Annotated in this window: 18 protein-coding genes and 1 tRNA gene; 10 read left to right on the forward strand and 9 right to left on the reverse strand. The window is 65.0% G+C overall.

Annotated features, from left to right (window positions below; genetic code table 11):
- Positions 1 to 20: 20 nt before the first annotated feature.
- Positions 21 to 1,964, reverse strand: coding sequence for an AsmA family protein (locus tag ONR75_RS06960; protein WP_265081960.1), 1,944 nt, complete (start codon positions 1,962 to 1,964; stop codon positions 21 to 23).
- 486 nt (positions 1,965 to 2,450) lie between these two features.
- Between ONR75_RS06960 and ONR75_RS06965 the strand changes: the two genes are divergently transcribed.
- The 3 genes from ONR75_RS06965 to ONR75_RS06975 all read left to right on the forward strand — a co-directional run bounded on the left by ONR75_RS06965 (position 2,451) and on the right by ONR75_RS06975 (position 5,061).
- On the forward strand, positions 2,451 to 3,179 hold the full coding sequence (locus ONR75_RS06965; protein WP_265081961.1) for a CoA transferase subunit A: 729 nt from the start codon (positions 2,451 to 2,453) through the stop codon (positions 3,177 to 3,179).
- Positions 3,179 to 3,829: a CoA transferase subunit B gene (locus tag ONR75_RS06970; protein ID WP_265081962.1), complete on the forward strand. Its 651-nt coding sequence runs from the start codon at positions 3,179 to 3,181 to the stop codon at positions 3,827 to 3,829. The genes ONR75_RS06965 and ONR75_RS06970 overlap by 1 nt, the downstream gene beginning before the upstream one ends.
- 170 nt (positions 3,830 to 3,999) lie before the next feature.
- Positions 4,000 to 5,061, forward strand: a complete 1,062-nt coding sequence (locus tag ONR75_RS06975; RefSeq protein WP_265081963.1) for an AI-2E family transporter — start codon at positions 4,000 to 4,002, stop codon at positions 5,059 to 5,061.
- A gap of 135 nt (positions 5,062 to 5,196) precedes the next feature.
- Here the strand turns inward: ONR75_RS06975 and ONR75_RS06980 are convergent, their stop codons facing one another.
- The 5 genes from ONR75_RS06980 to ONR75_RS07000 all read right to left on the reverse strand — a co-directional run bounded on the left by ONR75_RS06980 (position 5,197) and on the right by ONR75_RS07000 (position 12,174).
- Entirely contained in the window at positions 5,197 to 6,840 is a 1,644-nt protein-coding gene (locus tag ONR75_RS06980) for an ABC transporter permease (RefSeq protein WP_265081964.1), read from the reverse strand.
- Positions 6,841 to 6,923: 83 nt separating this feature from the next.
- Complete coding sequence (locus ONR75_RS06985) at positions 6,924 to 7,949, reverse strand: Fe(3+) ABC transporter substrate-binding protein (protein ID WP_265081965.1); 1,026 nt, start codon at positions 7,947 to 7,949, stop codon at positions 6,924 to 6,926.
- Positions 7,950 to 8,117: 168 nt separating this feature from the next.
- Positions 8,118 to 9,716, reverse strand: coding sequence for an MBL fold metallo-hydrolase RNA specificity domain-containing protein (locus ONR75_RS06990; RefSeq protein WP_265081966.1), 1,599 nt, complete (start codon positions 9,714 to 9,716; stop codon positions 8,118 to 8,120).
- Complete coding sequence (locus ONR75_RS06995) at positions 9,713 to 10,633, reverse strand: ribose-phosphate pyrophosphokinase (RefSeq protein ID WP_265081967.1); 921 nt, start codon at positions 10,631 to 10,633, stop codon at positions 9,713 to 9,715. Before ONR75_RS06995 ends, ONR75_RS06990 begins: the two co-directional genes overlap by 4 nt.
- Positions 10,630 to 12,174, reverse strand: coding sequence for a thymidine phosphorylase family protein (locus ONR75_RS07000; protein ID WP_265081968.1), 1,545 nt, complete (start codon positions 12,172 to 12,174; stop codon positions 10,630 to 10,632). Before ONR75_RS07000 ends, ONR75_RS06995 begins: the two co-directional genes overlap by 4 nt.
- Positions 12,175 to 12,356: 182 nt before the next feature.
- Here ONR75_RS07000 and ONR75_RS07005 point away from each other — a divergent pair, with 182 nt between their 5' ends.
- Complete coding sequence (locus ONR75_RS07005; RefSeq protein ID WP_265081969.1) at positions 12,357 to 12,911, forward strand: cytochrome b; 555 nt, start codon at positions 12,357 to 12,359, stop codon at positions 12,909 to 12,911.
- A gap of 67 nt (positions 12,912 to 12,978) precedes the next feature.
- Here ONR75_RS07005 and ONR75_RS07010 read toward each other — a convergent pair whose 3' ends face one another.
- Positions 12,979 to 16,332 carry a PAS domain-containing protein gene (locus ONR75_RS07010; RefSeq protein WP_265081970.1) on the reverse strand — a complete coding sequence of 1,118 codons (3,354 nt, stop codon included), beginning with the start codon at positions 16,330 to 16,332 and terminating at the stop codon, positions 12,979 to 12,981.
- 348 nt (positions 16,333 to 16,680) lie between these two features.
- Between ONR75_RS07010 and ONR75_RS07015 the strand changes: the two genes are divergently transcribed.
- The 6 genes from ONR75_RS07015 (at position 16,681) to ONR75_RS07040 (ending at position 19,916) form a co-directional block, all read left to right on the forward strand.
- Positions 16,681 to 17,055 (forward strand): phasin family protein, encoded by a 375-nt coding sequence (locus ONR75_RS07015; RefSeq protein WP_265081971.1) that lies wholly within the window; start codon positions 16,681 to 16,683, stop codon positions 17,053 to 17,055.
- 246 nt (positions 17,056 to 17,301) lie between these two features.
- Entirely contained in the window at positions 17,302 to 17,736 is a 435-nt protein-coding gene (locus ONR75_RS07020) for a phasin (RefSeq protein WP_265081972.1), read from the forward strand.
- Positions 17,737 to 17,955: 219 nt separating this feature from the next.
- Positions 17,956 to 18,032 (forward strand) — tRNA-His (locus tag ONR75_RS07025).
- A 209-nt stretch (positions 18,033 to 18,241) separates the two neighbouring features.
- A complete protein-coding gene (locus tag ONR75_RS07030) occupies positions 18,242 to 18,562 on the forward strand; it encodes a hypothetical protein (RefSeq protein WP_265081973.1) in 321 nt (106 codons plus the stop codon).
- Positions 18,563 to 18,725: 163 nt separating this feature from the next.
- Complete coding sequence (locus ONR75_RS07035; protein ID WP_265081974.1) at positions 18,726 to 19,037, forward strand: hypothetical protein; 312 nt, start codon at positions 18,726 to 18,728, stop codon at positions 19,035 to 19,037.
- A 198-nt stretch (positions 19,038 to 19,235) separates the two neighbouring features.
- Complete coding sequence (locus tag ONR75_RS07040) at positions 19,236 to 19,916, forward strand: ParA family protein (RefSeq protein ID WP_265081975.1); 681 nt, start codon at positions 19,236 to 19,238, stop codon at positions 19,914 to 19,916.
- 383 nt (positions 19,917 to 20,299) lie between these two features.
- Here the strand turns inward: ONR75_RS07040 and ONR75_RS07045 are convergent, their stop codons facing one another.
- Both ONR75_RS07045 and trxB read right to left on the reverse strand, forming a co-directional pair.
- Positions 20,300 to 21,223, reverse strand: a complete 924-nt coding sequence (locus ONR75_RS07045) for a LysR family transcriptional regulator (protein ID WP_265081976.1) — start codon at positions 21,221 to 21,223, stop codon at positions 20,300 to 20,302.
- A 2-nt stretch (positions 21,224 to 21,225) separates the two neighbouring features.
- Positions 21,226 to 22,191: a thioredoxin-disulfide reductase gene (trxB, locus tag ONR75_RS07050; RefSeq protein WP_265081977.1), complete on the reverse strand. Its 966-nt coding sequence runs from the start codon at positions 22,189 to 22,191 to the stop codon at positions 21,226 to 21,228.
- Between the last annotated feature and the right edge of the window lie 217 nt (positions 22,192 to 22,408).

Raw genomic sequence — 22,408 nt, forward strand, 5'->3', positions numbered from 1 at the left:
CCGGGCGATTGCGAATCGACTCAATTCGACTTCGGTGCCGCATCCGCGGGGACTGCTGCCGCCGGCGCAGTCTCCGTCGGCACATCCGTCGCCGCCGCCGGCGCCTGCTTCGCGCCGCCGGTAAACCGCTCCAGCACCGAGCGCACCGCATCACGGGTCTTGCGATCCTTTACTGCGTCGAGCAGCGGTGCGGCGCCGGGCGAGCGGCGGATCAGGCTTTCCGGATCGGGGAAGATCAGCGGATCGTCCCATGGGCCCTGGATCACGAAGGGCAGGTCGAAGCCGCCTGTCGCGCTCGTTGAGGTCAGGCTGGCGACGCCTTTGAGGTCGTATTCCCTGGAGGGGACCGAGGCGGTGCCGGTCAGGCTCAACCGTGCGGTCGGGCCTTCGATGCGGATGTCCTGCGCGGTGGCGGTGCCGTCGTTGAACTTGACGGACATGTTGAGGGTCGTGAACGGCGTGTTGCCGGAGCGGAAATTGCCGCCGCCGGACAGCGGCCGGCGCTCCAGACGCTTCAGCAGCTGTTCGACATTGAAGCCGCTGATGGCGCCGTCATGGCCGGTCAGGGTGGCGGTGCCGTCGAGCGACTGGACGAGGCCGAACGGGCTCGAGCCCGAGGCTTCCAGCGCCATGGTGAGATTGCCGCGGCCGGTCAGCTTGCTGATGCCGAACAGGTCGGAGGCCGTGGCCTGCAGGTCGACGTCGGTGAACTGGAACTGGGCCTTCACGTCCGCCACGGCGTCGGAATGCGCCACGCCGAACGAGCCGCGGACGATGCCGCCATACATCTGCGCCTCGCCCACCGACAGCGCCAGCGTGCCGCCGCGCAGGTTGGCACCCAGCGCGGTGCGGCCGAGCACCGAGGAGCCGACGGTGACCTTGGCCGCCGACAGCCGCATGTCGAGGTCGGTGGTGGACAGCGCGTTGAGATCGAACAGCTGCCGGTTCCAGTCGCGCGCGCCGGAGGCCAGCAGCCTTACGGTGGAAATGTAGGGGGTGAAGTCGAGCGCACCGGCGGCCAGCGTCGCCTGCAGGGTCTGGCGGCCGTTGTTGCTGTAGGTCATCACGCCCTCGGCGACATTGCCGTCGAGCTCGACATTGACGTTGGTCAGCGCCAGCGACGGCCCGACCAGGCTGGCGCGGGCCTTCAGCGCGAAGCGGCCGAAGCCGCCGGCGCCGGGCGGCGCCTGGCCGGCCCAGCGCAGCGCATTACGCAGCGACAGGTTGTCGGCGGTGAGGGTGCCTTCCATCATCAGGCTGGCGCGGTTGGCGACGGTACCGTCGAAGCCCAGCTTGATCGGCGCGCTGACCAGTCGCGCCTTCAGGCCGGAGCGGTCGCCGGACAAAGCGGCGACGAAGTCGCTGACGCTGAAGCTGCCGTCGACGCGCTCGCCGCGCCAGTCGAACTGGCCGGTGGCGGCAAACGAGCGCGAGATCGACGGCCAGGCCAGCGACAGGTCGATGTCGTCGAGCTTTTCGGTGTTGTGCGGGTCCTGGTAGCTCAGCGTGCCGTCCTGGATGCGGATCTCGGAGAACGACAGCGGATTGTCGGCGCCGGGCTTCATGGTCCGGGCGATGTTTTCGATGAACGGCGTCCAGTTGCTGCCGCCGGCGCCGTCGCGGACCACGTGGATGCGTGGCCGCAGCATGATCATGTCGGCGATCTCGAAGCGCTGGGTCAGCAGCGGCAGCAGCCGCAGATTGGCGGTCAGCACGTCCACCGACAACGCCGGGTCGATCTCGCCGCCGCCCTTCAGGCCGACGTCATGGAACGAGATGTAGCTGCCGGGGAACACCGAGACGTCGACGCTGCCGTTGACCACCAGGTCGAGCCCGGTGACCGCGCGGATCTGGGCTTCCACGGCGTGGCGCAGAGCATCGCGGTTGAGCAGCCAGGACATGGCGAACAGCCCGATCAGCGCGACGCCAATGAGGGCCGCAACCGGCATCCCCAGGCGTTTCATTCCTTGGGCTATCGTCAATGATCTATCCGGGTTGGGTTACGTTTGGCGCAGCGGGCGTCTGATCGCGCGCCCCTTGTTCGCAAGCGCGCAATTTGATCGTTTTTCTTGACGCTTTCAAGGCCGCAGAGGGGGCTATGGGGTCGCAGGAGGGCTTCTTCTTCCCTCTCCCCCAGCGCTGCGAATCGGCGCGCAGTGGGCGAGGGGCCTAGGCGGCCTTTGGCCGCCGTTCTTAAGAAGGACGCCGATGCGTAGCGTCGGCTATGGCGAAGCGAAGGCGGGAGAGGGCCTTCCGCGCGGCGCCCCTCTCCCGGCCGCGCTGGCGCGCGTCCACCCTCTCCCACCTGCGCAAAGCTTCGCTTTGCTTGGGGGAGAGGGGAAGAAAGCACCCCTCCCATTTGACGCCCTGCAAAGAATTCGCCTAATAATCCACGCAATAAGACCGGCCGCGTGCCATTCAGCGCTTTCCTCCATCAGGTCGAATCTCCCATGAACAAGGTCTATCCCGACGCCAAATCGGCCCTCGACGGCATTCTCAAGGACGGCATGATGGTCATGTCCGGCGGCTTCGGCCTGTGCGGCATCGCCGAGGCGCTGTCCGACGCGCTGCGCGAATCCGGCGTCAAGGACCTCACCGTGGTCTCCAACAATGCCGGCGTCGACGGCATCGGCCTCAGCCGTCTGCTGGAAACCCGCCAGATCAAGAAGATGATCTCGTCCTATGTCGGCGAGAACAAGCTGTTCGCCGCGCAATTCCTGGCCGGCGAACTGGAACTCGAATTCTCCCCGCAGGGCACGCTGGCCGAGCGCATCCGCGCCGGCGGCGCCGGTATTCCCGGCTTCTACACCAAGACCGGCGTCGGCACGCTGATCTCGGAAGGCAAGGAGACCATGGAATTCAACGGCGAAAAGTACATGCTGGAGCGCGGCCTGTTTGCCGACCTGGCCATTGTGCATGCCTGGATGGGCGATACCGCCGGCAACCTCGTCTACCGCAAGACCGCGCGCAACTTTAACCCGATGATGGCCACTGCGGCCAGGATCACCGTCGCCGAGGTCGAGCATCTCGTTCCCGCCGGTCAGATCAATCCCGATCACATCCACACGCCGGGTATTTTCGTGAAGCGCATCGTCGAGGTCGGCACCGCGCAGAAGCGGATCGAACAGCGCACCACGCGCAAGCGCCCCGCACCCGCCGCAACCGGAGAGGAAGTCTGATGGCCTGGACCCGCGACCAAATGGCTGCCCGCGCAGCCAAGGAACTGAAGGACGGCTTCTACGTCAACCTCGGTATCGGTATCCCGACCCTGGTGTCGAACTACATTCCGGAAGGTGTCGACGTGCTCCTGCAGAGCGAGAACGGCATGCTCGGCATGGGCCCGTTCCCCTATGAAGGGGAAGAGGATCCCGACCTGATCAATGCCGGCAAGCAGACCGTCACCGAACTGCCCGAGACCAGCTATTTCTCGTCGTCGGATTCATTCGCCATGGTGCGCGGCGGCCATATCGACCTGTCGATCCTCGGCGCCATGCAGGTGGCGCAGAACGGCGACCTCGCCAACTGGATGATCCCCGGCAAGATGGTCAAGGGCATGGGCGGCGCCATGGACCTGGTCGCCGGCGTCAAACGCGTCGTGGTGGTGATGGAGCATTCCGCCAAGGACGGTGCCAAGCTGCTGAAGAGCTGCAACCTGCCGCTGACCGGCGAGCGGGTGGTCGACATGGTGGTCACTGATCTTGCGGTGTTCACCATCGACAAGCACGGCAAGGACGGCATGGCGCTGATCGAGCTCGCCGACGGCGTCACGCTCGATGAGGTGAAGGCCAAGACCGAAGCCGAATTCCGCGTCGCGCTGACCAATACGTAAGCGGCAAGTCCCGTTTCCCGGACGCGGTGCGGCATTCTTATGCCGCTCCGCAGATCGGGGATCCCGGTTTTTCCGCACAATACCGGGCCTCCGGATCAGCAGCGCACCACGTCGCAAGTGTGACGCGTTGCGCAGCATCCGGGGCACGCGCTCTCACAGAACGAGCCCCCATGCGCGATCATCTCGAAGACAAGGCCTTCCTGATCCTGATCGTGGTGGTCTCGGTCGCGTTTGCCTGGATTCTCACCTCGTTCTACGGCGCCATCCTGTGGGGCGTCGTCATCGCCCTGATGTTCGCGCCGCTGCATCGCCAATTGCTGCGCAAGATGCCGCAGCGTTCGAACCTCGCAGCATTGGTGATGATCCTGCTGATCGTCATGATCGTGATCCTGCCGCTGACGCTGATCGCGGCGTCGTTGACCCAGCAGGCCGCCACGGTGGTCGGCAGGATGCAGTCCGGCGAACTCAACTTCGGAAAGCTGCTGCAGCAGATGCTCGATGCGCTGCCAGGCTGGGCCACCGGGCTGCTCGACCGCTTCGGCGTCGCCAGCCTCGGCGACATGCAGGAAAAACTCACGGCGGGTCTGGTCAAGGGCGGCCAGACCATCGCGGCGCAGGCGCTGGACATCGGCCAGAGCACGTTTGCGTTCATGGTCAGCCTGGTGATCATGCTCTATCTGCTGTTCTTCCTGTTCCGCGACGGCGATGCGCTGGCGCTCCGCGTCAAGGATGCGATCCCGCTGCGCGCCGGCCTGCGCGACGAACTCCTGGAAAAATTCACCGTGGTGATCCGCGCCACGGTCAAGGGCAGCCTGCTGGTGGCGCTGGCGCAGGGCGCGCTCGGCGGCCTGATCTTCTGGATCCTCGGCATCAATGCGGCGCTGCTGTGGGCCGTGCTGATGGCGTTCCTGTCGCTGCTGCCCGCGGTCGGCGCCGGGCTGGTCTGGATGCCGGTGGCGCTGTATCTGCTCGCCACCGGTTCATACATCCAGGGCGCGATCCTGATCGCCTACGGCTTCTTCGTCATCGGCCTGGTCGACAACATCATGCGCCCGATGCTGGTCGGCAAGGACACCAAGCTGCCGGACTATGTGGTGCTGATCTCGACGCTGGGCGGCATCGAGGTGTTCGGGCTCAACGGTTTTGTCATCGGCCTGGTGATCGCCGCGATGTTCATCGCGGCGTGGGATATTTTTTCGACCCAGCGCAAGCAGGACAGCGTGGCGGGGTAGGTCACTTGCCCCGGACGCGATGCAATACGAAGTATTGCTTCGCAGATCCGGGGCCTTGCCGGGCGCCGGCGTTCGCGACGGTCCCGGCTCTGCGCAGCGGCATGAGAATGCCGCAGCGCGTCCGGGACAGGTGACCTACGCGGGCCCCTCCGGCAGGTCGGCGAAGCGCGTCAGCCACAGCACCGGGCCGACGCTCGCCGCCACGATCAGCAATGCGGCCAGCGCACCGTCCTCGAAACTGCCGCGGCTGGCATGCTGATAGATCGAGGTCGCCAGCGTGTCGACGTTGAGCGGACGCAGCAGCAACGTCGCCGGCAATTCCTTGAGGCCGTCGACGAACACCACGATCACCGACCCGACCAGCGCCGGCCGCAGCAGCGGCAACTGGATGCGCCTGAGCGCGGTGAGCAGCGGTGCGCCGGCGGCCTGCGCGCTGTCGTCATAGTCGAGGGGAATGCGCGCGGCACCGGCCTTGACGAAGCCCGTGGGCACCGCGAGGAAGCGGATCACATAGGCGATCACCACGGCGGCGCCGGAGCCGACCATCACCAGCCCCGGCGGCGTCATGCCGACCGACGCCGCCATCGCGTTGAGTGCGCCATCGATGGCCAGCACCGGCGTCAGCAGGCCCAGCGCCAGCACCAGGCCGGGCAATGCGTAGCCGGCCTGTGCCGCGGCGAGGCTGAGATTGCTCGGCCATGTCGGGCGCCAGCGTTGCGCGAGCACGACCGTCAGCCCGAGCAGTACGGCAATCACCGTCGCGCTCGAGGCCAGCGCCACCGAATGCCAGGCATCGCGCCACAGCGTCGGATCGAAGCGCGCGAACAACCCGCGCTGGATCGCCTCGCGGATCAGGTACAGCATCGGCACCACGAAGCCGAGCAGCGCCGGCGTGACGCAGGCAGCGAAGGCAAGCGCGGCCGGCGCGCCGGAGAGCCGCCGGCGCGGCGACAGGCGCGGGCTCTCGGCGGAGAATTCGATGTTGACGTCGCGGCGCCCGCGACGCTCCACCGCGATCAGCACCGCCACCGCGGCCAGCATGACCAAGGACAATTGTGCGGCGCCGCTCAGGCTGCCGCGGTTCAGCCAAGTGGTGAAGATCGAAACGGTCAGCGTGCGAACGCCGAGATATTCGCTGGCGCCGATATCGTTCAGCGTCTCCAGCGATACCAGCGCGACGCCGACCGCCAGTGCCGGCCGCGCGATCGGCAGCACGACCCGCCAGAAGATCGTCCACCGTCCGGCGCCGAGGACTTTGGCGGCTTCGGCGAAATCCGCGCTCTGCGCCTGGAACATCGCCCGCGCCGAGAGATACACATAGGGATACAGCACGAGGCCGATGACGAAGACGGCGCCGGGCAGCGAGCGCAGGTTCGGCAGCAAAGCGACGGCGTCGCGCAGGGGCATCACGGTCGCCAGCGCACGATGCATCAGGCCGAGCGGCTCGAACAGATCGACATAGACGTAGGCCGCGATGTAGGTGGGAATCGCCAGCGGCAGCGGCATCAGCCAGATCAGCAGCGTGCGGCCGCGAAAGTCATAAGTGGAAATCAGCCACGCCGCGCCGGCGCCGATGACGAGCGTCAGACTGCCGACGCCGAACAGCAGCAGCGCGGTGTCGCGCAGCGCCTGCGGCAGCACATAGGCGATCAGATGCGACCACAGATCCGGATCGGGCGTCAGCGCAAGCAGCGCGATGGATAGTACAGGCGCGGCGACGGCCAGCGCGGTGAGCGCGGCGATAATGGTGGCGAGGCGAGAGATGGGGGAGTGATTCACGACGGCGAAAATGAAATCCCTCCCTCCCGCGAAGCTGCGCTTCGCCGGGGGAGGGATGAGGAAGAGCGCGCTACCTGTAGTCCTCAATTATCGAACCCGACTTTGTCCACCAGCATTGCCGCGGCCTTGCGGTTGGTGGCGATGCTGGCGATCGGCATGGTATCCGGCGTGAGCTTGCCGTAGCCGGCGATGGTCGGGTTGACCTTGACGCCGGCGCGCACCGGATATTCGTAGTTGGCGTCGGCATACATCTGCTGTGCCGTTTCGCCAACCAGCCATTCGATCAGCTTGATCGCATTGGCCCTGTTCGGCGCGTTCTTGGCCAGCAGCACCGCGGACAGGTTCACATGGGTGCCGCCGCCGGCGAAGGTCGGCAGGATCACGCGTGTGGCTTGGGCCCAGGGCTTCTTCTCGGGATCGGCATTCATCATCAGTGCCCAGTAGTAGGTGTTGCCGATGCCGATGTCGCACTTGCCGGCGGCCACGTCGCGCGCCGCCTCGCGGTCGCCGCCCGACGGCTTCTGCGCGAGGTTGGCCTTGAGGCCGCGCAGCCATTCCTCGGCCTTCGCCTCGCCGTGCTTGGCGACATAGGCGGCGAACAGGCCGTTGTTGTAGATGTGCTGGCCGGAGCGGATGCAGATCTTGCCCTTCCACTTGGGATCGGCAAGCTCCTCATAGGTGATGGCGTCCTGCTTGACGCGGTCCTTCGACGCATAGACCACGCGGGCGCGCATCGAGATGCCGGCCCAGTGCCCGGCCGGATCGCGGTACTGCGCCGGCACGATCTTGTCGATGACGTCGGACTTGATCGGCTGGGTGATGCCGGCCTGCACGGCGTCGTCGATGCGGCCGATATCCACCGTCAGCAGGACGTCGGCCGGGCTGCTGGCGCCCTCGGCCTTGATGCGCTGCTCGAGTCCGGAGCTGGCCGAAATCACGTTGACCTTGACGCCGGTGTCCTTGCTGAAGGCGTCGAACAGCGGCTGCACCAGCTTGGTCTCGCGATAGGTGTAGACGTTGACCTCTTCGGCGGCCTGCAGTGCGGAGGCGCCGAGCGCGGCGAACGCGACAGCAGCGGACGTGATGGCGAGCATGCGACGTTTGATCATGAACAAGGCCCCGGTGGATGAGCAGCAATGCCGTGTCAGTAGCGCAGCAGGCGCAGCGCTGTCCCCGACACAATGTCGCAGGAGTCGCCATTTAGAGCGATTCCAGGCAGCAAGCTCGTCCGCCTCGATCGGCAGTCGATAGCCGGAACGTGCCGTATTCCATGTCGCTTAGTGGTCCGCCTCCAGCGCGCGCCTGAGCCGGCGGATGATGACGCCGCGGGCGCGGTCGTCGGCCGCGGCGCGCATCTGATCGTTGATGTCGAGAATGAGCTTCGACATGTCGTTGTGCCAGTCGAGTGCGACCACCGCTTCGGGGGCGAGCCGGCGGCGGTGTGTGCCGTCGAGCAGCGTCGGAGCCGACGTCGAAAGCTCGTAGATGTCATCGAGAACCGGCTGGAAGATTTTTGCCCCCGGAACGATCCGGCCGGAGATCAACTCGGACAGGCCGGCGATCGCAGGCTCTTCGCCGTGAACCAAAAATATCCCGCGCTGGATCGGGCGCCGGGCGGCGATCCAGCGCGACAATTCGGCATTGTCGGCGTGGCCGGAATAATCATCGATCTGGCGGATGCGGGCAGCGACACGGATCTCTTCGCCCTGAATACGGACCGCCTTGGCGCCGTCGGCAATGAAACGTCCGAGCGTGCCCTGGGCCTGGAAACCGACCAGCAGCACCGTGCCGTTGCTCTTGCACAGCCAGCGTTTGAGATGATGACGGATGCGGCCGGCGTCGCACATGCCACTGGCTGCAATGATCACATGAAAGCCGTTGAGCCTGGCGATCGACTTGCTTTCGTCGACGGTCTCGGTGAAGCGGAGATGGGGAGAACTGAGCAGTCGATTGACGTCGACACCTTGATCCAGGCTGGCAGCGTGGTTGCGGAACACTTCCGTGGCACGGATCGCCAGCGGCGAATCGAGAAAGATCGGTGCCGTCGGTACCTCGCCATGGTCCATCAGATCGACCAGATCGACGATCAGTTCCTGGGTGCGTTCGACCGCGAAGGCGGGAATCACCAGCGCGCCCCTGGCCGCAGCGGCGTCGCGGACTTCGGCGGCAAGGCGCTGGCGACGCTGCTGCGGCGTGATTGGCGCACGTGCACGGTTGCCATAGGTGGATTCCGACATCACGTAGTCGAATCCGGCCGGCGCTTCTGGATCTGGTTGCAGCAGCTTCGCATCGGGGCCGATATCGCCCGAGGCCAGCAGCCGCAAGGGTTTGCCGCCTGCGCCTTCGCCGGCGAATTCAATTTCGATCGAGGCCGAACCAAGCAAGTGACCGGCGTTCCAGTAACGCGCGCGAACGCCCGGGATGACGTCGGCCCAGGTCTCGTATTCGACGGGCCTGAACGCGTCCAGCGATGCGATGGCATCGGCCTGGGTGTAGATCGGACTGACCTCGGGCCGCCCGCGCGCAATATTGCGCCTGTTGAGCGCCGCGACCTCCGATTCCTGAATGCTTCCGGCATCGGGCAGCATGTACGAGCAGAGATCGATCGTGCCGCGCGTCGCCAGAATCGGTCCGCCAAATCCTTCGCTGACCAGTTTCGGCAGTAGTCCGCTGTGATCGATATGTGCGTGCGTCAGCAGCACGGTGTCGATGTCGGCGGGAGCAAATGGAAAGGCGCCGTAGTTCAGTTCCTTGAGGGTTTTCTGCCCCTGGAACAATCCGCAATCGACCAGGAAGCGTCCGGTTTGCGTCCGGAACAGATAGCAGGAGCCAGTCACGGTGCGGGCAGCCCCGCAGAATTGGATGGTCACGCTCATGTCTGAATCTCCGGACGGATCTGGCCTTTGGTTTCGTCACGCAAGGCCGCGACGAACAATTCGTCGAGCACGATCGCATTGGTTGGATGCGGCACGCTGTGGGTCGAGCGGATCGAACGGATGCCCGCGTCAGTGAATTGGGCGATCGTGTCGGCCGGGAACAGCGCGTGCGTGACGACGGCATCGATCTGTGTGGCGCCCGCCGCTGTCAGCGCCCTCGCGCAGGTGATCAGCGTGCCGCCCGAGGAGACGATGTCATCGACCAGCAGGGCCGGGCGACCTGCGATCAGTCGCGGATCGGAAAATCCGATCTCCACGGATCGATCGCCATGGCGGATTTTTTGCGCAACGGTGTATGTGAGGCCAAGCCGGCCCGCCAGATCGCTCACCCATTGCCGGGATTCGGCATCGGGTCCGATCAAGACCGTTGCGGGATCGAGGTGGGTCTTGCGCAGCGCATCGGCGATTGCAGGCATGGCCGAGAGGTTTTCCGCGGCGATGCCGGGAAACACGGTTCTGATGTCCGGGGTGCGATGCAGATGCGCGTCGACCGTGATCACGCGATCGACGATTCCGGCAAGCAGTCGGCCGATCGCCTTCTGGCTGATCGCCTCGCCGTCGTGAAAGGCCGTATCCTGGCGCATGTAGCAGAGATATGGCGCCAGCAGGATGAGGCGCTTGCAACCGTCGCGCCGCAGCGCTTCCGCGGCGAACAGCAGCGCGATGAGCTTGTCGTTGGGCTGGTCGAGCGAAGCATAAATGACAGTCGTTGGCGTTGCCGGACCAACCGTCACCCGCATTTCCCCGTCAGGGAACGTGTGCAGGGCGATACCATGCACTGGTACGTCAAGCCGCAGCGCGAGCCGCGCGGCATCGCTGGCTGAAGCCGGCAGCGCCTGGATGGAGATCTCGTTCACGATGCTGTCCGCTCGATGGGTGAATACTGGCCATCGATCGCGTAGCCGGTATTGGCCTTCGCTGCTGCCGCCGCCAGATCGTGCTCCGAGCGGTCGAACGTGTAGACCCGGTAGAGCGGTTCTCCCTGATCGACGCGGTCGCCGATCTTCTTGAACAACTTGATGCCGGCCCCCTTGTCGATCGGCGCGCCCGCCGTGCGGGCCAGGCGGTTCAATTGCAGGCAGTCGATGCCCACGACCGTTCCGTCCGCCGAGGCGGTCACGTCGAACGTCGACGTCCCGAGAGTCGTGCGGCAGGATGACGGCCCCTGCGCGTCGATCACCTTTTGCATTTTCTTGAGCGCCGCGCCGCTGTCGAGCAGTTCGCGGGCGCGCGCATAGCCGCTGCCGCCGCGCAGTTGCGGATCGTATTCGAGCAAATGCGCAGCCAGCCGCAGCGATTTTTCGCGCAGGTCGGCGGGGGCCATGGGATCGTTGGCGAGAACCGCCATGACATCCTGGGCCTCGAGCACCGGGCCGATGCCGCTGCCGATCGGTTGGCGGCCGTCGGTGGTGATCACCTCGACCGAGATGCCGAAATGATCGCCGACGAATTCGAACAGCTTGCGCAGCCGCATCGCTTCCAGTGCATTTGTAACCTTGGCCGTCGGGCCGACCGGCAGGTCGATCAGCAGATGGGTCGACCCGGCCGCGAGCTTTTTCGACATGATCGAGGCGACCATCTGCTCGCGGGTGTCGAGGCTGAGCGGACGTTCGACTGAAATCAGGATGTCATCGGCCGGCGACAGGTTGACATGGCCGCCCCACACCAGACAGCCGTTGCATGCCGCAACGACTTCTTTCATCTCCCCGACGCCCAGATCGACCCGCGCCAGCACTTCCATCGTGTCGGCCGTGCCAGCCGGCGAGGTAATGGCGCGCGATGATGTCTTGGGAATGGTGAGGCCGTGCGCGGCGACGATCGGCACCACGATCATCGAGGTGCGATTGCCTGGAATGCCGCCAATGCAATGCTTGTCGACGACAATCGGGCTGCTCCATTTGAGCTGCGTTCCGGCTCCCGCCATCGCCCGGACGAGCGCGAGCAATTCATCGCTGGTCATGAAGCTGGCCGAGCTGATCAGGAACGCGGCGATTTCCATGTCCGAATAGCGATAATGTGTGAGGTCGTCGATGATGGCGTCGATTTGAGCCGCGTTCAGCGTCCGCCCCTGAATCTTGCCACGGACGGCATCGAGACTGTCAGGCGCCGCCGCAGGCGTGACCATCACCAGCGTGCCGGCCGGTTCGGCGAAGCGCCGGAAGGCGGGTTCGGACAGGCCGATGTCGTCGGGGTCCACCAGCCCATCGTCGTCGGTGATCAGAAGCGTCGCCAGCAGGACTTTTGAATTGCAGCGCAGTTCGACGCGGCTGAAGCCGCGAAAGATTTCCGGACGCAGCGCCTTTGAGCGGCGCGAAATGACAACCACGTTTTCCCGGCCCGTATCAAGATTGACGCGGCGGATCATCAACTGCGGGCGAGAGGAATCAGTGGCCTTCATGAACACCTAACTCCGGGAGGGAAATGCAAGGCAGCTCGATTCCAGCATCGTGGCCGACGGTAGCGCGCGAGGCGCGTCATTTCTGGCGAGCCTAGGGCTTCTGCTGGGGGGCGCTTGACCCACATCAATGCGTGTCATCGCTCGCACCGTAGGTTTGTCATTTGTCGCGGGAGGGATATGCGATGCAGCTCAGCAACTCCGCAGAGAATTACGGCGCAATCCCGCAGGCCGTGCACTGGTTGACGGTGGTCCTGGTCGTCGTCGCGTGGCTTCTCGGGATTCTCGGCGATGAATTGCCCAAAGGCGCGCTGCGCTCTGCGGGGGCATTTTTTCATGACACCGCAGGGCTCGCGGTCATCATCCTGCTGCTGGTGCGTGTCGCGTGGCGTTTGATTGATCCACCGCCGCCTGCCGAGGCTGTTTCGCTCGGCGTGTGGCAGGATCGCGCAACCGGGCTCGTCCATCTTGCATTGTATGCGTTGCTGCTTGCGGTCCCGGTCGCGGGGATTGTCCTGCAATTCGCGCGCGGTGATGCACTACCGCTATTCGGGCTGGCGGAAATCCCGTCGCCATGGATCCGTGACCGGGCCTTCGCTCACAATGTTAAGGAAGTACATGAAATCATGGCCCACGGGCTTATGCTTCTGGCGGCCCTTCACGCCACCGCGGCCCTGATCCATCATCGGGTCTTTCACGACCGCACGCTGTTACGAATGTTGCCGCATTCCGACCGCTAGCGGGTCATCATCAAGCCGAGGTCATCTCCTGCCGGCGCTTTCCCGACCGGCCTCGACTGTTGTTGGTCTAGGCCTTCGCCGGAGCGTGCGAGAACACCACCTCGATCAGCGTGCCGGAGCTCGGCGCGGTCTTGATCTGGAAGCGGGCGCGGTTGGCTTCGACCAGCGCCTTGGTCAGCGACAGGCTGACGCCGGCGCTTTCCGAAGTGTGATCGGCCGGGGCGTGGCTGTTGAACGGTTCCATGGCAGCGGCCAGTTCATTGTCATTGAGACCCTGGCCGGTGTCGCGGACCCGCAGCACCACATCGCCGAAATCGCTCAGCGCGGTGGAGACGATGACCTGGCCGCCGGCATTGGCCAGATGGATCGAATTGCCGATCAGGTTGAGCGCGATCTGGCGCAGCGCACGGGCATCGGCCACCACGCGCGGCAGCGTATGGGCCAGCGAGGTGCGGATGATGATGCGGCCGCGGTTGGCCTGCGGCTGCATCACGGCGACGCATTGCTCGACCATCTCGTTGAGGTTCTGGTTGGTAAAGGCGAGATCGAGATTGCCGGTCTCGATGCGGCTGAGGTCGAGCAGGTCGTTGATGATGGCAATCACGCGCTCGCCGGAGACACGGATGTCCTTCATGTATTCGACGTAGCGCTCGTTGCCGAGCGGGCCGAAGCGCTGCTCGGTCATCACCTCGGCGAAGCCGATGATGGCGTTGAGCGGGGTGCGAACCTCATGGCTGATACGTGCCAGCACGTCGGCCTTGGCGGTGGCGGCACGGTCGGCCTGGCGGCGCGCATTGAGCAACTCGGTCTCGGTCTTCTTGATCTGGGTGAGGTCGCGGAATACGGCAAAGAAGTTGGGGCCGTCTTCGCGGGTCCGGCCCATCATCACCGACAGCGGAACGAGACCGCCTTCGCGCACCTGGCCCAGCGCCTCGCGGCCGTGGTCGAGCATGGCGGCGACGCTCGCGCTCTTGATGCTGTCGAGATAGTCGCCGACCACGCGCTGGCTCTCCGGCGCGAACAGGTCGACCAGATTGCGTTGCGTCAGCGCGGCGCCGTCATAGCCGAACAGCGCCTCGGCGCTGCGGTTGCACGAATTGATGTTGCCCTCGGCATCGAACATCACGATGCCTTCGGCTGTGGTGTCGAGGATGGCGCCGAGCTCTTCGGCGTCGGCGGCGCCATCGCCTTCAGGCACGGCCGGTGTCGCGGGCTCGGGTCGCGGTTCGCTGCCGGCCTGTTCGAAGATCAGCGCCAGCGCCGGGTCGGCGTCCCAGGTGATGGGGAACAGCTTGGCGTCGGTCGGCTGCAGCGGGGACGCCTGGCCGGCATCGGTACCGGAGATCGTGACGGCCTTGCCGCCATCGGCGGTGCTGCCGCCGGAGACACTCGGCTCCACATAGAGGACGTCGAGGCCGCCGGCGTCTTCCAGCGCGTGCAGCGTCGGATAGCCGGTGCGGGCCAGGAATGCCGGGTTGGCATAAAGCAGCCGGTCGAGCCGGTAGATCAGCACGCCAACCGGCATCAGATCGAGCAGGATCTTGTCGCGCATCACCTCGCCGCGCGCCGGCGGCGCCGGCTCCGCCAGCCAGTCCGGCGCGTCGCTGGCCGAGGCCGGCGCGTCCGACGCCTCGATCTGCGCGAGCATTTCCTCGGCCTCAAGCGGGCTCGGCTGCGGTTCGCCGGTCAGCCCGGTCTCGGCTTCGAGCCGCGCCGACAACTGCCGCGCCAACTCGTTGAAGGCGCTGTTTTCGACGGGCGTGAGTGCCGGCGATTTCAGGTCGCTCGCCCGGAAAGGCACGACATTCTTGGGAGGTTCCACGGTGGTGTCCGGTTCGGTTTGATTCTGGGGTTCGCGGGCGGCCGCTTCGATATCTGATGGTGGGGCGCCGGAGTCGTCCGGCTGGTCGGGATGGTCCGCGGCCGGGCCGGCCTGGACGATGTCCGCCGACAGCGATTGCGGCGGTGGCTCGCCGACGAATTCGTGGCGCCGCAACTCCGCGAGCCGGGCCAGCGCGTCGAGATCGCGGCACACGCCGAAGCCGCGGTAGCCGGCGAAATTGCGCGCGCGATCGTAGACCGGCAGGCCCGACAGCTCGACCGGCAACCGCGCGCCGCCATCCGCCGGAAACAGCAAGGTGATGCCGCTCCAGGTATTGTGTGTGGCCACCGCGCTGAGCACGCGGCCATCGGGATCGAGGCCGTAATCTTCGGCGATCTCGCGCCAGTGGCGGCCGAAGCTCGCACTGGTGCGGGATCCGAGCAGTCGCGTGAATTCGTCGGAGCCGAGCGCGAAGCGGCCGTCGGCATCCATCTGCCAGGTGAAGCGCAGCGGCTGGCGACGCACCGGCGGCTCCGGCGGCGTTTCCAGTGCAGTTTCCATGGCAGGTGTCGGCTGCGCCGGGGCTTCTTCCGCGACCGGCGTTTCCACTGGCGCAGCTTCTGGCGGCGCAGCTTCTGTCAACGCGGGCTGGTCGGCCACGGCCTCGATAACCGGCGAAGGCTCAAGCGCCGGAAATTCATCAGGTGCTACCGACGAAGTATCTATGGCGGCATGGGCGATGGTGTCGGCGATGCTGGCTTCCAGAAGTTCTTCGGCAACGCGGTCGGACTCTTCCTCCGCCGCTGCAGCGATGGCGCCCGCTGGTTCGGACACTTCGGTCGCAGCCGGAATTTTGTGGGGCGTGGGCATGTCGGTTGGTTCGCCGGCGAGCCCTGCAGGTTCGATTTCGGCGACGGCTGGCGCGGGCATTGGCTCCGCCGGAGACGCCGGCGCGGGTGCGATCAGCGCGACCAGGCCGACATCGGCGCCGCTGCCGACGCGCTGCAGCACCACGTGGCCGAAGCCGATCGGCGTTTCGACGCGGCCATCCTTCAGCGCGTCGCTGCGCGCGGTCTCGAGGCCGGCTTCGGACAGGTTGCGAAAGCCGAGCAAAGCGCGGGCGGCATCGTTGGCGCCGATGAACAGGCCGTCGCGGGCAAAGCTGGCGATCGGCGTGTCGATGCCTTCAACGAGGTTCTGGAGTCGCTCCACCAGCGGCATGCCGCGGCCGGTGAAGGCGGCGGCGACCACCAGGATGCCGGCGCTGCCGTCGGCAAATTCGAGCCGTGAACAGGCGCAGGTCATCAGCCCGCCGGGCGCCGCACCGAAGCCGCGCAGCCGTTCCAGCCGCACCGCGCCGGTCGCGGACAGCCGCGGTGCGAGCTGCGCCAGTTGGCGGCGATGCGGATCGGCGGGGCCGAAGGCCCGGGCCGCCAGCGCCGCGCCGTTGCGCGCGCCGAACAGCCGTGCGCCGACCGGATTGGCCCACAGGATGCGGGTGCCGTCGACCGACCACAGCCAGACCGGCTGATGGCTGGTCGCATGCACCGCCAGCCTGGCATCGCCGACGCCCCGCAACTGGAATTCCGCATTGCTCATAGGTATTTCATGACTGATTCTTGTCGGCGTCCGATAATCAGGGACCAGATATGCACGGCCAAAGGATGTCAGGCTTAACGCTTCGTTACTATCGCCTGCCGCGACCGTCAGGTCCACGCTGCTGGCCGCCCCGTACAGGCCAAAACGCCAACAGGCTTAATTGCCGCATGGCCGAAACTCCCGACACAGCCCTGCGTTGCACCAGTTGCAAAACCGGAACAAAGGTTCACGATGCAAGCCGGCCGGCGACGGATGACCGCGTCACAGCGGCGACGTCTGCGGTGGTTAACTTCAGTGGGCGAACGGGGAGCCAGGGCTGTGGATGGCCCTGCAACACAGGAGTGGGACATGAGCGACGAACGTTTTGAAATTCCCAAGGACATGAAGTCGATGGCGGAAGCGAGCTTCGAGCAGGCGCGCAAGACCTTCGAACACTTTCTGGCCAGCGCCCAGCAGACTGCCAGCAGCATTGAGGACAAGGGCGCCACGGTGCGCGCCGGCGCCAAGGACATCAGCGCCCGGGCCATCGGCTTCGCTGAAAAGAACGTGCAGGCGTCGCTGGATTACGCCCAGCAGCTGCTGCACGCCAAGGATCTCGGCGACGTCATGCGGCTTCACAGCGAATACGTGCAGGCGCAAATGAAGGCACTGGCAGAGCAGGCCAGCGAGATGGGCCAGATCATGACCCAGACCGCCATGGAAGCGGCCAAGCCGAAAAACTGACGAGAACCAGAACCGTCAAGAACGGGATACCTTACCCTGGGTTGCACGAATCCGGTTCCATTGCCGGGAACGTGCATCTGGGTAAGGGCTGCTATACGTTTTTGCGTTGCAATATTCTGTTGCGCTGCACAAGTCCGACAGGATATTGCTCAATCTCTCTACCGATTGCGTAATTTGCCACCCGGTCGGCGGGGACACGCCGTCAGGGAGCGTGGCACGGTCCCCTCAACACGAAGGATGCACGTCATGGCTGAATCCAACGATCCGTTCTCCTCCTCCGTCATTCCGTTCCAGATGCCCGAGCAGGTTCGCGCCTTCGCCGAAAAGGGCGTGTCGCAGGCCCGCGAGAGCTACGCCAAGTTCAAGGACGCCGCCGAAACCCACAACGGCACCGTCGAGGCAGTGTTCTCGACCGCGACCAAGGGCGCGACCGACTATTCCGCCAAGCTGCTGGACATCGCCAAGACCAACACCAATGCCGGCTTTGACTTCATGCAGTCGCTGATCGGCGTGAAGTCACCGGCGGCGGCGATGGAGCTGTTCAGCGCCTTCGCCAAGAGCCAGGTCGAGACCCTGACCGGCCAGACCAAGGAACTGGCCGAGATAGGCCAGAAGATCGCCTCCGAGACCGCCGAGCCGATCAAGACCGGCGCGGCAAAGCTGTTCAAGCCCGCCGCCTAAGCGAGCAGGCGAGCGACGATTGCGAAGCCCGGGCCGGCGGCCCGGGCTTTGTTTTGCCGGGATCGGGCGAGCCCGCGCAAGAACTGCCGATTTCGCCGCGCACATCGGCTGAATTCGCCGCAACAAGGCGATTTCAGCCTCCTCGCGGCCTTGCCAAAGAGATGCGTTGCATCTAGTTTCCCGCCTGTTCGCGACCCCTCGCAGGGGCCGATCAGGGATGCAGTTGTAGCTCAGTTGGTTAGAGCGCCTGTTTGTGGAGCAGGAGGTCGCTGGTTCGAGGCCAGCCAACTGTACCATGCTCCCCGTCCAGCTTTCAGATCCGGACCGAGCGTCGCCTCATGGTGCATGTCGCCGTGATGGCTGGATGTATGCGGCCTGCAGGGCAACATCACCCGCCTGACACACCGTGTCACCCCGTCCGCTTTCTCAGCCCCGCGCAGGGCTTGCAAAGGCGGCGCGCTTCACGGACATTTTGCCGTCGTCAATCACGTCGAGGGAGGATTTGATGGGACGCTGCGGGAGACTGCGCCGCGACACAACGCTGGGCGCGGCGATCATGCTGTTGCTGCTGGCGGGCGCCGCCCAGGCCTACTCGCCGGAGCAGGAGCAGCTGTGCACCGGTGACGCGATGCGGCTGTGCAGTTCGGATATTCCCGACGTCGATCGGATCACCGCCTGCATGATCCGTCAGCGGGCGCAGCTCAGCCCCGGCTGCCGGGCCTTCTTTCGCGAGTCCGAACCGTCGCCCGCGCTGACGCCGGTCACCGCCCGCAAGCCGCTCAGCATCAAGCCGCGCAAGGCGAAGGCTCCGCGCCGCAAGAATTGAAGCGATCGTTGCAGGACGGCGCATCGGCCGTTCGCTGTGCCGGTCGGCAGCTTGGCCGAACTGCCGCGCTGTCAGTCAACCGGCCGGAAAGTCGCGCCGCGACAAGCTGACGCGTTGGTAACGATGCCGTCAGGCCACATGTCCGGCGGTGAGGAGAATCATCTTGAGCGCTGACTACAAAGCCGAGATCGACCGACATTTCACGCGGTTTGCCGACCGGTTGCCGCCGAAACCGGCGCAGTTCATCAACTGGCTGCGCAGGCCCTCGTCCCGCCTGCTGAGAATTCCGCTCGCCGGACTATTGGTGGTGGGCGGGACCCTCAGCTTTCTTCCCGTGCTCGGCCTGTGGATGCTGCCGCTTGGTGTGGCGTTGATCGCCCAGGACGTTCCCATCCTCGAGAAGCCGACGGCGAAGTCGCTGGGATGGCTGGAGCGCAAGTGGGTCGAGCGTCAGCGCGCGAAACAACACAAATAGCAGTTTGATAGTTGTCGCAGTCACGGTTCAGTCGCACGACTGACTCATTTTTAGCCTGCTGCACCGCATTGTGTGCCTCAAAAGACAGCATGGCGGATAAACCCGACCGCTAAAGTGAAGCAGGCGATAAATTTTCCTTTAACGAATCAGCGCGCTGATTCATTTTCGCCTTCTGGGGTCAATCAGGAGGCCGGACATATGAACGTTATTGTTTTTGCATCGCGTAAAGGTGGCTCGGGAAAAAGCACCCTTGCCGCTCATCTTGCTGCACAGGTTCACAAGTCTTCCAAGCCGTGCCTGCTGATCGATGCCGATCCGCAGGGATCACTCACGCTTTGGCACAAGCTGCGGGGCACCAACGAGCCGCCGCTGAAGGTTGCCAATCGCACCGTCAGCGAGATCGTCGCCGCCGCCAAGCGCGATGGAGTCGAGTGGGTGTTCATCGATACCCCGCCCAACACCTCGGCGGTCGTGGACGATGCCATCAAGAACGCCACCATGGTGATCATTCCGGCGCGTCCCGGCGTGTTCGACGTCAATGCCGTGCAGGACACCATTCAAAGCTGCCGCTCCGCCCGCAAGCCCTATGCCGTCGTGATCAACGGTGCACCGGCGCGCCGGGACGACGTGGAGAGCCGCATCGTGACCATCGCGCGCGAAGCCCTCGCCAAGTTCAAGGCGCCGGTCTGGGCGGGCCAGATCACCAACCGCGCCGATCTGCTGATGGCGCTGGGCAACGGTGAAGGTGCACGCGAATACGCCGCCGAGGGTCGCGCGGCCGGCGAAATCAGCAAGCTGTGGGCTGCCATCGAACGCTCGATCAAGGCGATCCGCGGCAGCGCATCGGCCACCGGCACCATGCACAAGCAGGCGGCATAATCTCCGTCTGACTCCGACGACTGAGGCGCGCGAGGTTCGCGCGTTTTTTGCTGTGGGCGATCGGGCGGTGTTTGCGCGTGGCGTTGTCCGGCGCCGGCATCGCTGATGCCGAGCCTCTCGCGGTGAGCCTCGACGGCCACGTGCGGCAACCATGCCATCCACGCAAAAAAGCCGGACTCAAATGAGCCCGGCTTGAGGTATTGGCCACGTGAGGCCGACACAATCACCTTCCAAGAGGGATAACTGAGAACCCGCTCCGCTGGAGGAGGGGGACAAAGCGCAGAACGGGCTCTCAGCGTGCAAGGATTATGTCCCCTGCCGGCGCTGGTGAGCAACGCCTCACCTCGCATGTCAGTCATGCGAGTCCGGGGATGGACTGGAACTCACGAAGGCCAGCGCTGCGCCTTGCTGACGATGAAGTCGCGAAACACCTGGACACGTGCCACGGTCTTCAATTCTTCGGGATAGACGAAGTAGGTATCGAGCTGAATCGAGTCGGACTCGCTGAACAGCTGCACCAGTCGGTTGTTCTCCTCGACCAGATAGTCGGGCAGGGCGGCGATGCCGAGGCCCTGCTGGCAGGCGCGCACCAGGCCAAGGACGTTGTTGACCTTGAAATAGGGCTCACGCGGACCGGATCCATTGCGCCCGGCCTCGATCAGCCAGGCGCGGTTCTGCAGGTGCACGGCGACCTGGCTGTCGCTCAGCATGATGATGCGATGGCCATCGAGTTCTTCCAGCGTGCGCGGCGTGCCGAAATGCTTGACGTATTCGGGCGAGCAATAGGCGTGGAAGCCCATCGCGAACAGCTTGCGCTGGATCAGGTCGGGCTGGGTCGGCTTGCGGGTGCGGATGGCCACGTCGGCCTCGCGCATCGACAGGTCGAGTTCCTCGTCGGTGACGATCAGTGAGATCCTGATTTCAGGATACAGCGCGGTGAATTCGCCGAGTCGCGGAATCAGCCAGTTGATGCCGACGCCGGGGGTGGTGGTGACCTTGAGATCGCCGCTCGGCCGTTCGCGGCTGTCGGTGAGCTTGGCGCGTGCCGCCTGCAACTGCATGAACACGTCATGGGCGGTGCGGAACAACAGGTCGCCCTGTTCGGTGAGGATCAGGCCGCGGGCATGGCGATGAAACAGTGAGACCGACAGTTCCTGCTCTAGCGCGCTGACCTGGCGCGACACCGCCGACTGCGACAGCCCGAGTTGTTCGCCGGCATGGGTGAAGCTTCCCGCCTCCGCCGCCGCGTGAAACACCTTCAGCTTATCCCAGTCCATATCCGTGAATCCGTCGCGAGTTCGTGCCATGATTACTCCGCCGCTGCGCGGTCGTGGGCGTGTGCAGCCAGATAACGTTCGACTTCGAGCGCGGCCATGCAGCCCATGCCAGCAGCGGTGACCGCCTGGCGCCAGGTTTCATCGGCCACGTCGCCGGCGGCGAATACGCCGGGCACCGACGTCGCGGTCGAATTCGGCGCAACCTCGACATAGCCCGACGGCCGCAATTTGATCTGGCCCTTGACCAGGTCGGTGGCCGGGGCGTGGCCGATGGCGATGAACACGCCGTCGGCGGGAACGTCCGTCGTCGCACCGGTCTTGACGTTCTTCAGCCGCACATGGGTGACCTTGGCGGGACCCGCGGTGCCGCAGATCTCGTCGATCGCCGAATCCCAGATCACCTTGATCTTGGGATGCTTGAACAGTCGCTCCTGCAGGATGCGTTCGGCGCGGAAATGATCGCGGCGGTGGACGATGGTGACCGAGGCGGCGAAGTTGGTCAGGAACAGCGCTTCCTCGACCGCGGTGTTGCCGCCGCCGACCACCACGACGTCCTTGCCGCGATAGAAGAAGCCATCGCAGGTGGCGCAGGCGGAGACGCCGCCGCCCTGAAACTGCTCCTCCGAGGGGATGCCGAGCCAGCGCGCCTGCGCGCCGGTGGCCAGGATCACGGTTTCGGCCAGATAGATGTCGCCGCTGTCGCAGACCAGCCGGAACGGGCGCTGCGCCAGATCGAGCTCGGTGACGAGGTCGGTGACGATTTTCGTGCCCACATGGGCCGCCTGCTTTTCCATCTGCTCCATCAGCCACGGGCCCTGGATCACATCGGCGAAGCCGGGATAGTTTTCCACGTCGGTGGTGATGGTGAGCTGCCCACCCGGCTGGATGCCCTGGATCAGCACGGGCTCCAGCATCGCCCGCGCGGCATAGATCGCTGCGGTGTAGCCGGCGGGACCGGAACCGATAATGACAACTTTGGCGTGGATGGGGGCGGCCATGGTCAGAATCCCTTTCTGAAGGGAAATTGGTCAGTTGTGATGCGAAATGCTCACGCGACAGCGTCGCGGCGACCGGAAAGTGGCAAATCCGAGTCTGACTTAAGTCTAGGTTATCTGGCGAGCTATGCAAGAATTGCAATCCGTCCACGCAGATTTTCCACGGATGACGCTTAATTTCTGCACCGCACGCGCAATAAAATTGCGCCAAACCGGGCGC

The organism is Rhodopseudomonas sp. P2A-2r (assembly GCF_026015985.1).
GTDB lineage: Bacteria > Pseudomonadota > Alphaproteobacteria > Rhizobiales > Xanthobacteraceae > Tardiphaga.

Excerpts from the sequence above, each read along its gene's own strand:
- ONR75_RS06960 (WP_265081960.1), bottom strand. The coding sequence starts at position 1,964 with ATGAAACGCCTGGGGATGCCGGTTGCGGCCCTCATTGGCGTCGCGCTG.
- ONR75_RS06965 (WP_265081961.1), top strand. The coding sequence starts at position 2,451 with ATGAACAAGGTCTATCCCGACGCCAAATCGGCCCTCGACGGCATTCTC.
- ONR75_RS06970 (WP_265081962.1), top strand. The coding sequence starts at position 3,179 with ATGGCCTGGACCCGCGACCAAATGGCTGCCCGCGCAGCCAAGGAACTG.
- ONR75_RS06975 (WP_265081963.1), top strand. The coding sequence starts at position 4,000 with ATGCGCGATCATCTCGAAGACAAGGCCTTCCTGATCCTGATCGTGGTG.
- ONR75_RS06985 (WP_265081965.1), bottom strand. The coding sequence starts at position 7,949 with ATGATCAAACGTCGCATGCTCGCCATCACGTCCGCTGCTGTCGCGTTC.
- ONR75_RS06990 (WP_265081966.1), bottom strand. The coding sequence starts at position 9,716 with ATGAGCGTGACCATCCAATTCTGCGGGGCTGCCCGCACCGTGACTGGC.
- ONR75_RS07000 (WP_265081968.1), bottom strand. The coding sequence starts at position 12,174 with ATGAAGGCCACTGATTCCTCTCGCCCGCAGTTGATGATCCGCCGCGTC.
- ONR75_RS07005 (WP_265081969.1), top strand. The coding sequence starts at position 12,357 with ATGCAGCTCAGCAACTCCGCAGAGAATTACGGCGCAATCCCGCAGGCC.
- ONR75_RS07010 (WP_265081970.1), bottom strand. The coding sequence starts at position 16,332 with ATGAGCAATGCGGAATTCCAGTTGCGGGGCGTCGGCGATGCCAGGCTG.
- ONR75_RS07015 (WP_265081971.1), top strand. The coding sequence starts at position 16,681 with ATGAGCGACGAACGTTTTGAAATTCCCAAGGACATGAAGTCGATGGCG.
- ONR75_RS07020 (WP_265081972.1), top strand. The coding sequence starts at position 17,302 with ATGGCTGAATCCAACGATCCGTTCTCCTCCTCCGTCATTCCGTTCCAG.
- ONR75_RS07030 (WP_265081973.1), top strand. The coding sequence starts at position 18,242 with ATGGGACGCTGCGGGAGACTGCGCCGCGACACAACGCTGGGCGCGGCG.
- ONR75_RS07040 (WP_265081975.1), top strand. The coding sequence starts at position 19,236 with ATGAACGTTATTGTTTTTGCATCGCGTAAAGGTGGCTCGGGAAAAAGC.
- ONR75_RS07045 (WP_265081976.1), bottom strand. The coding sequence starts at position 21,223 with ATGGCACGAACTCGCGACGGATTCACGGATATGGACTGGGATAAGCTG.
- trxB (WP_265081977.1), bottom strand. The coding sequence starts at position 22,191 with ATGGCCGCCCCCATCCACGCCAAAGTTGTCATTATCGGTTCCGGTCCC.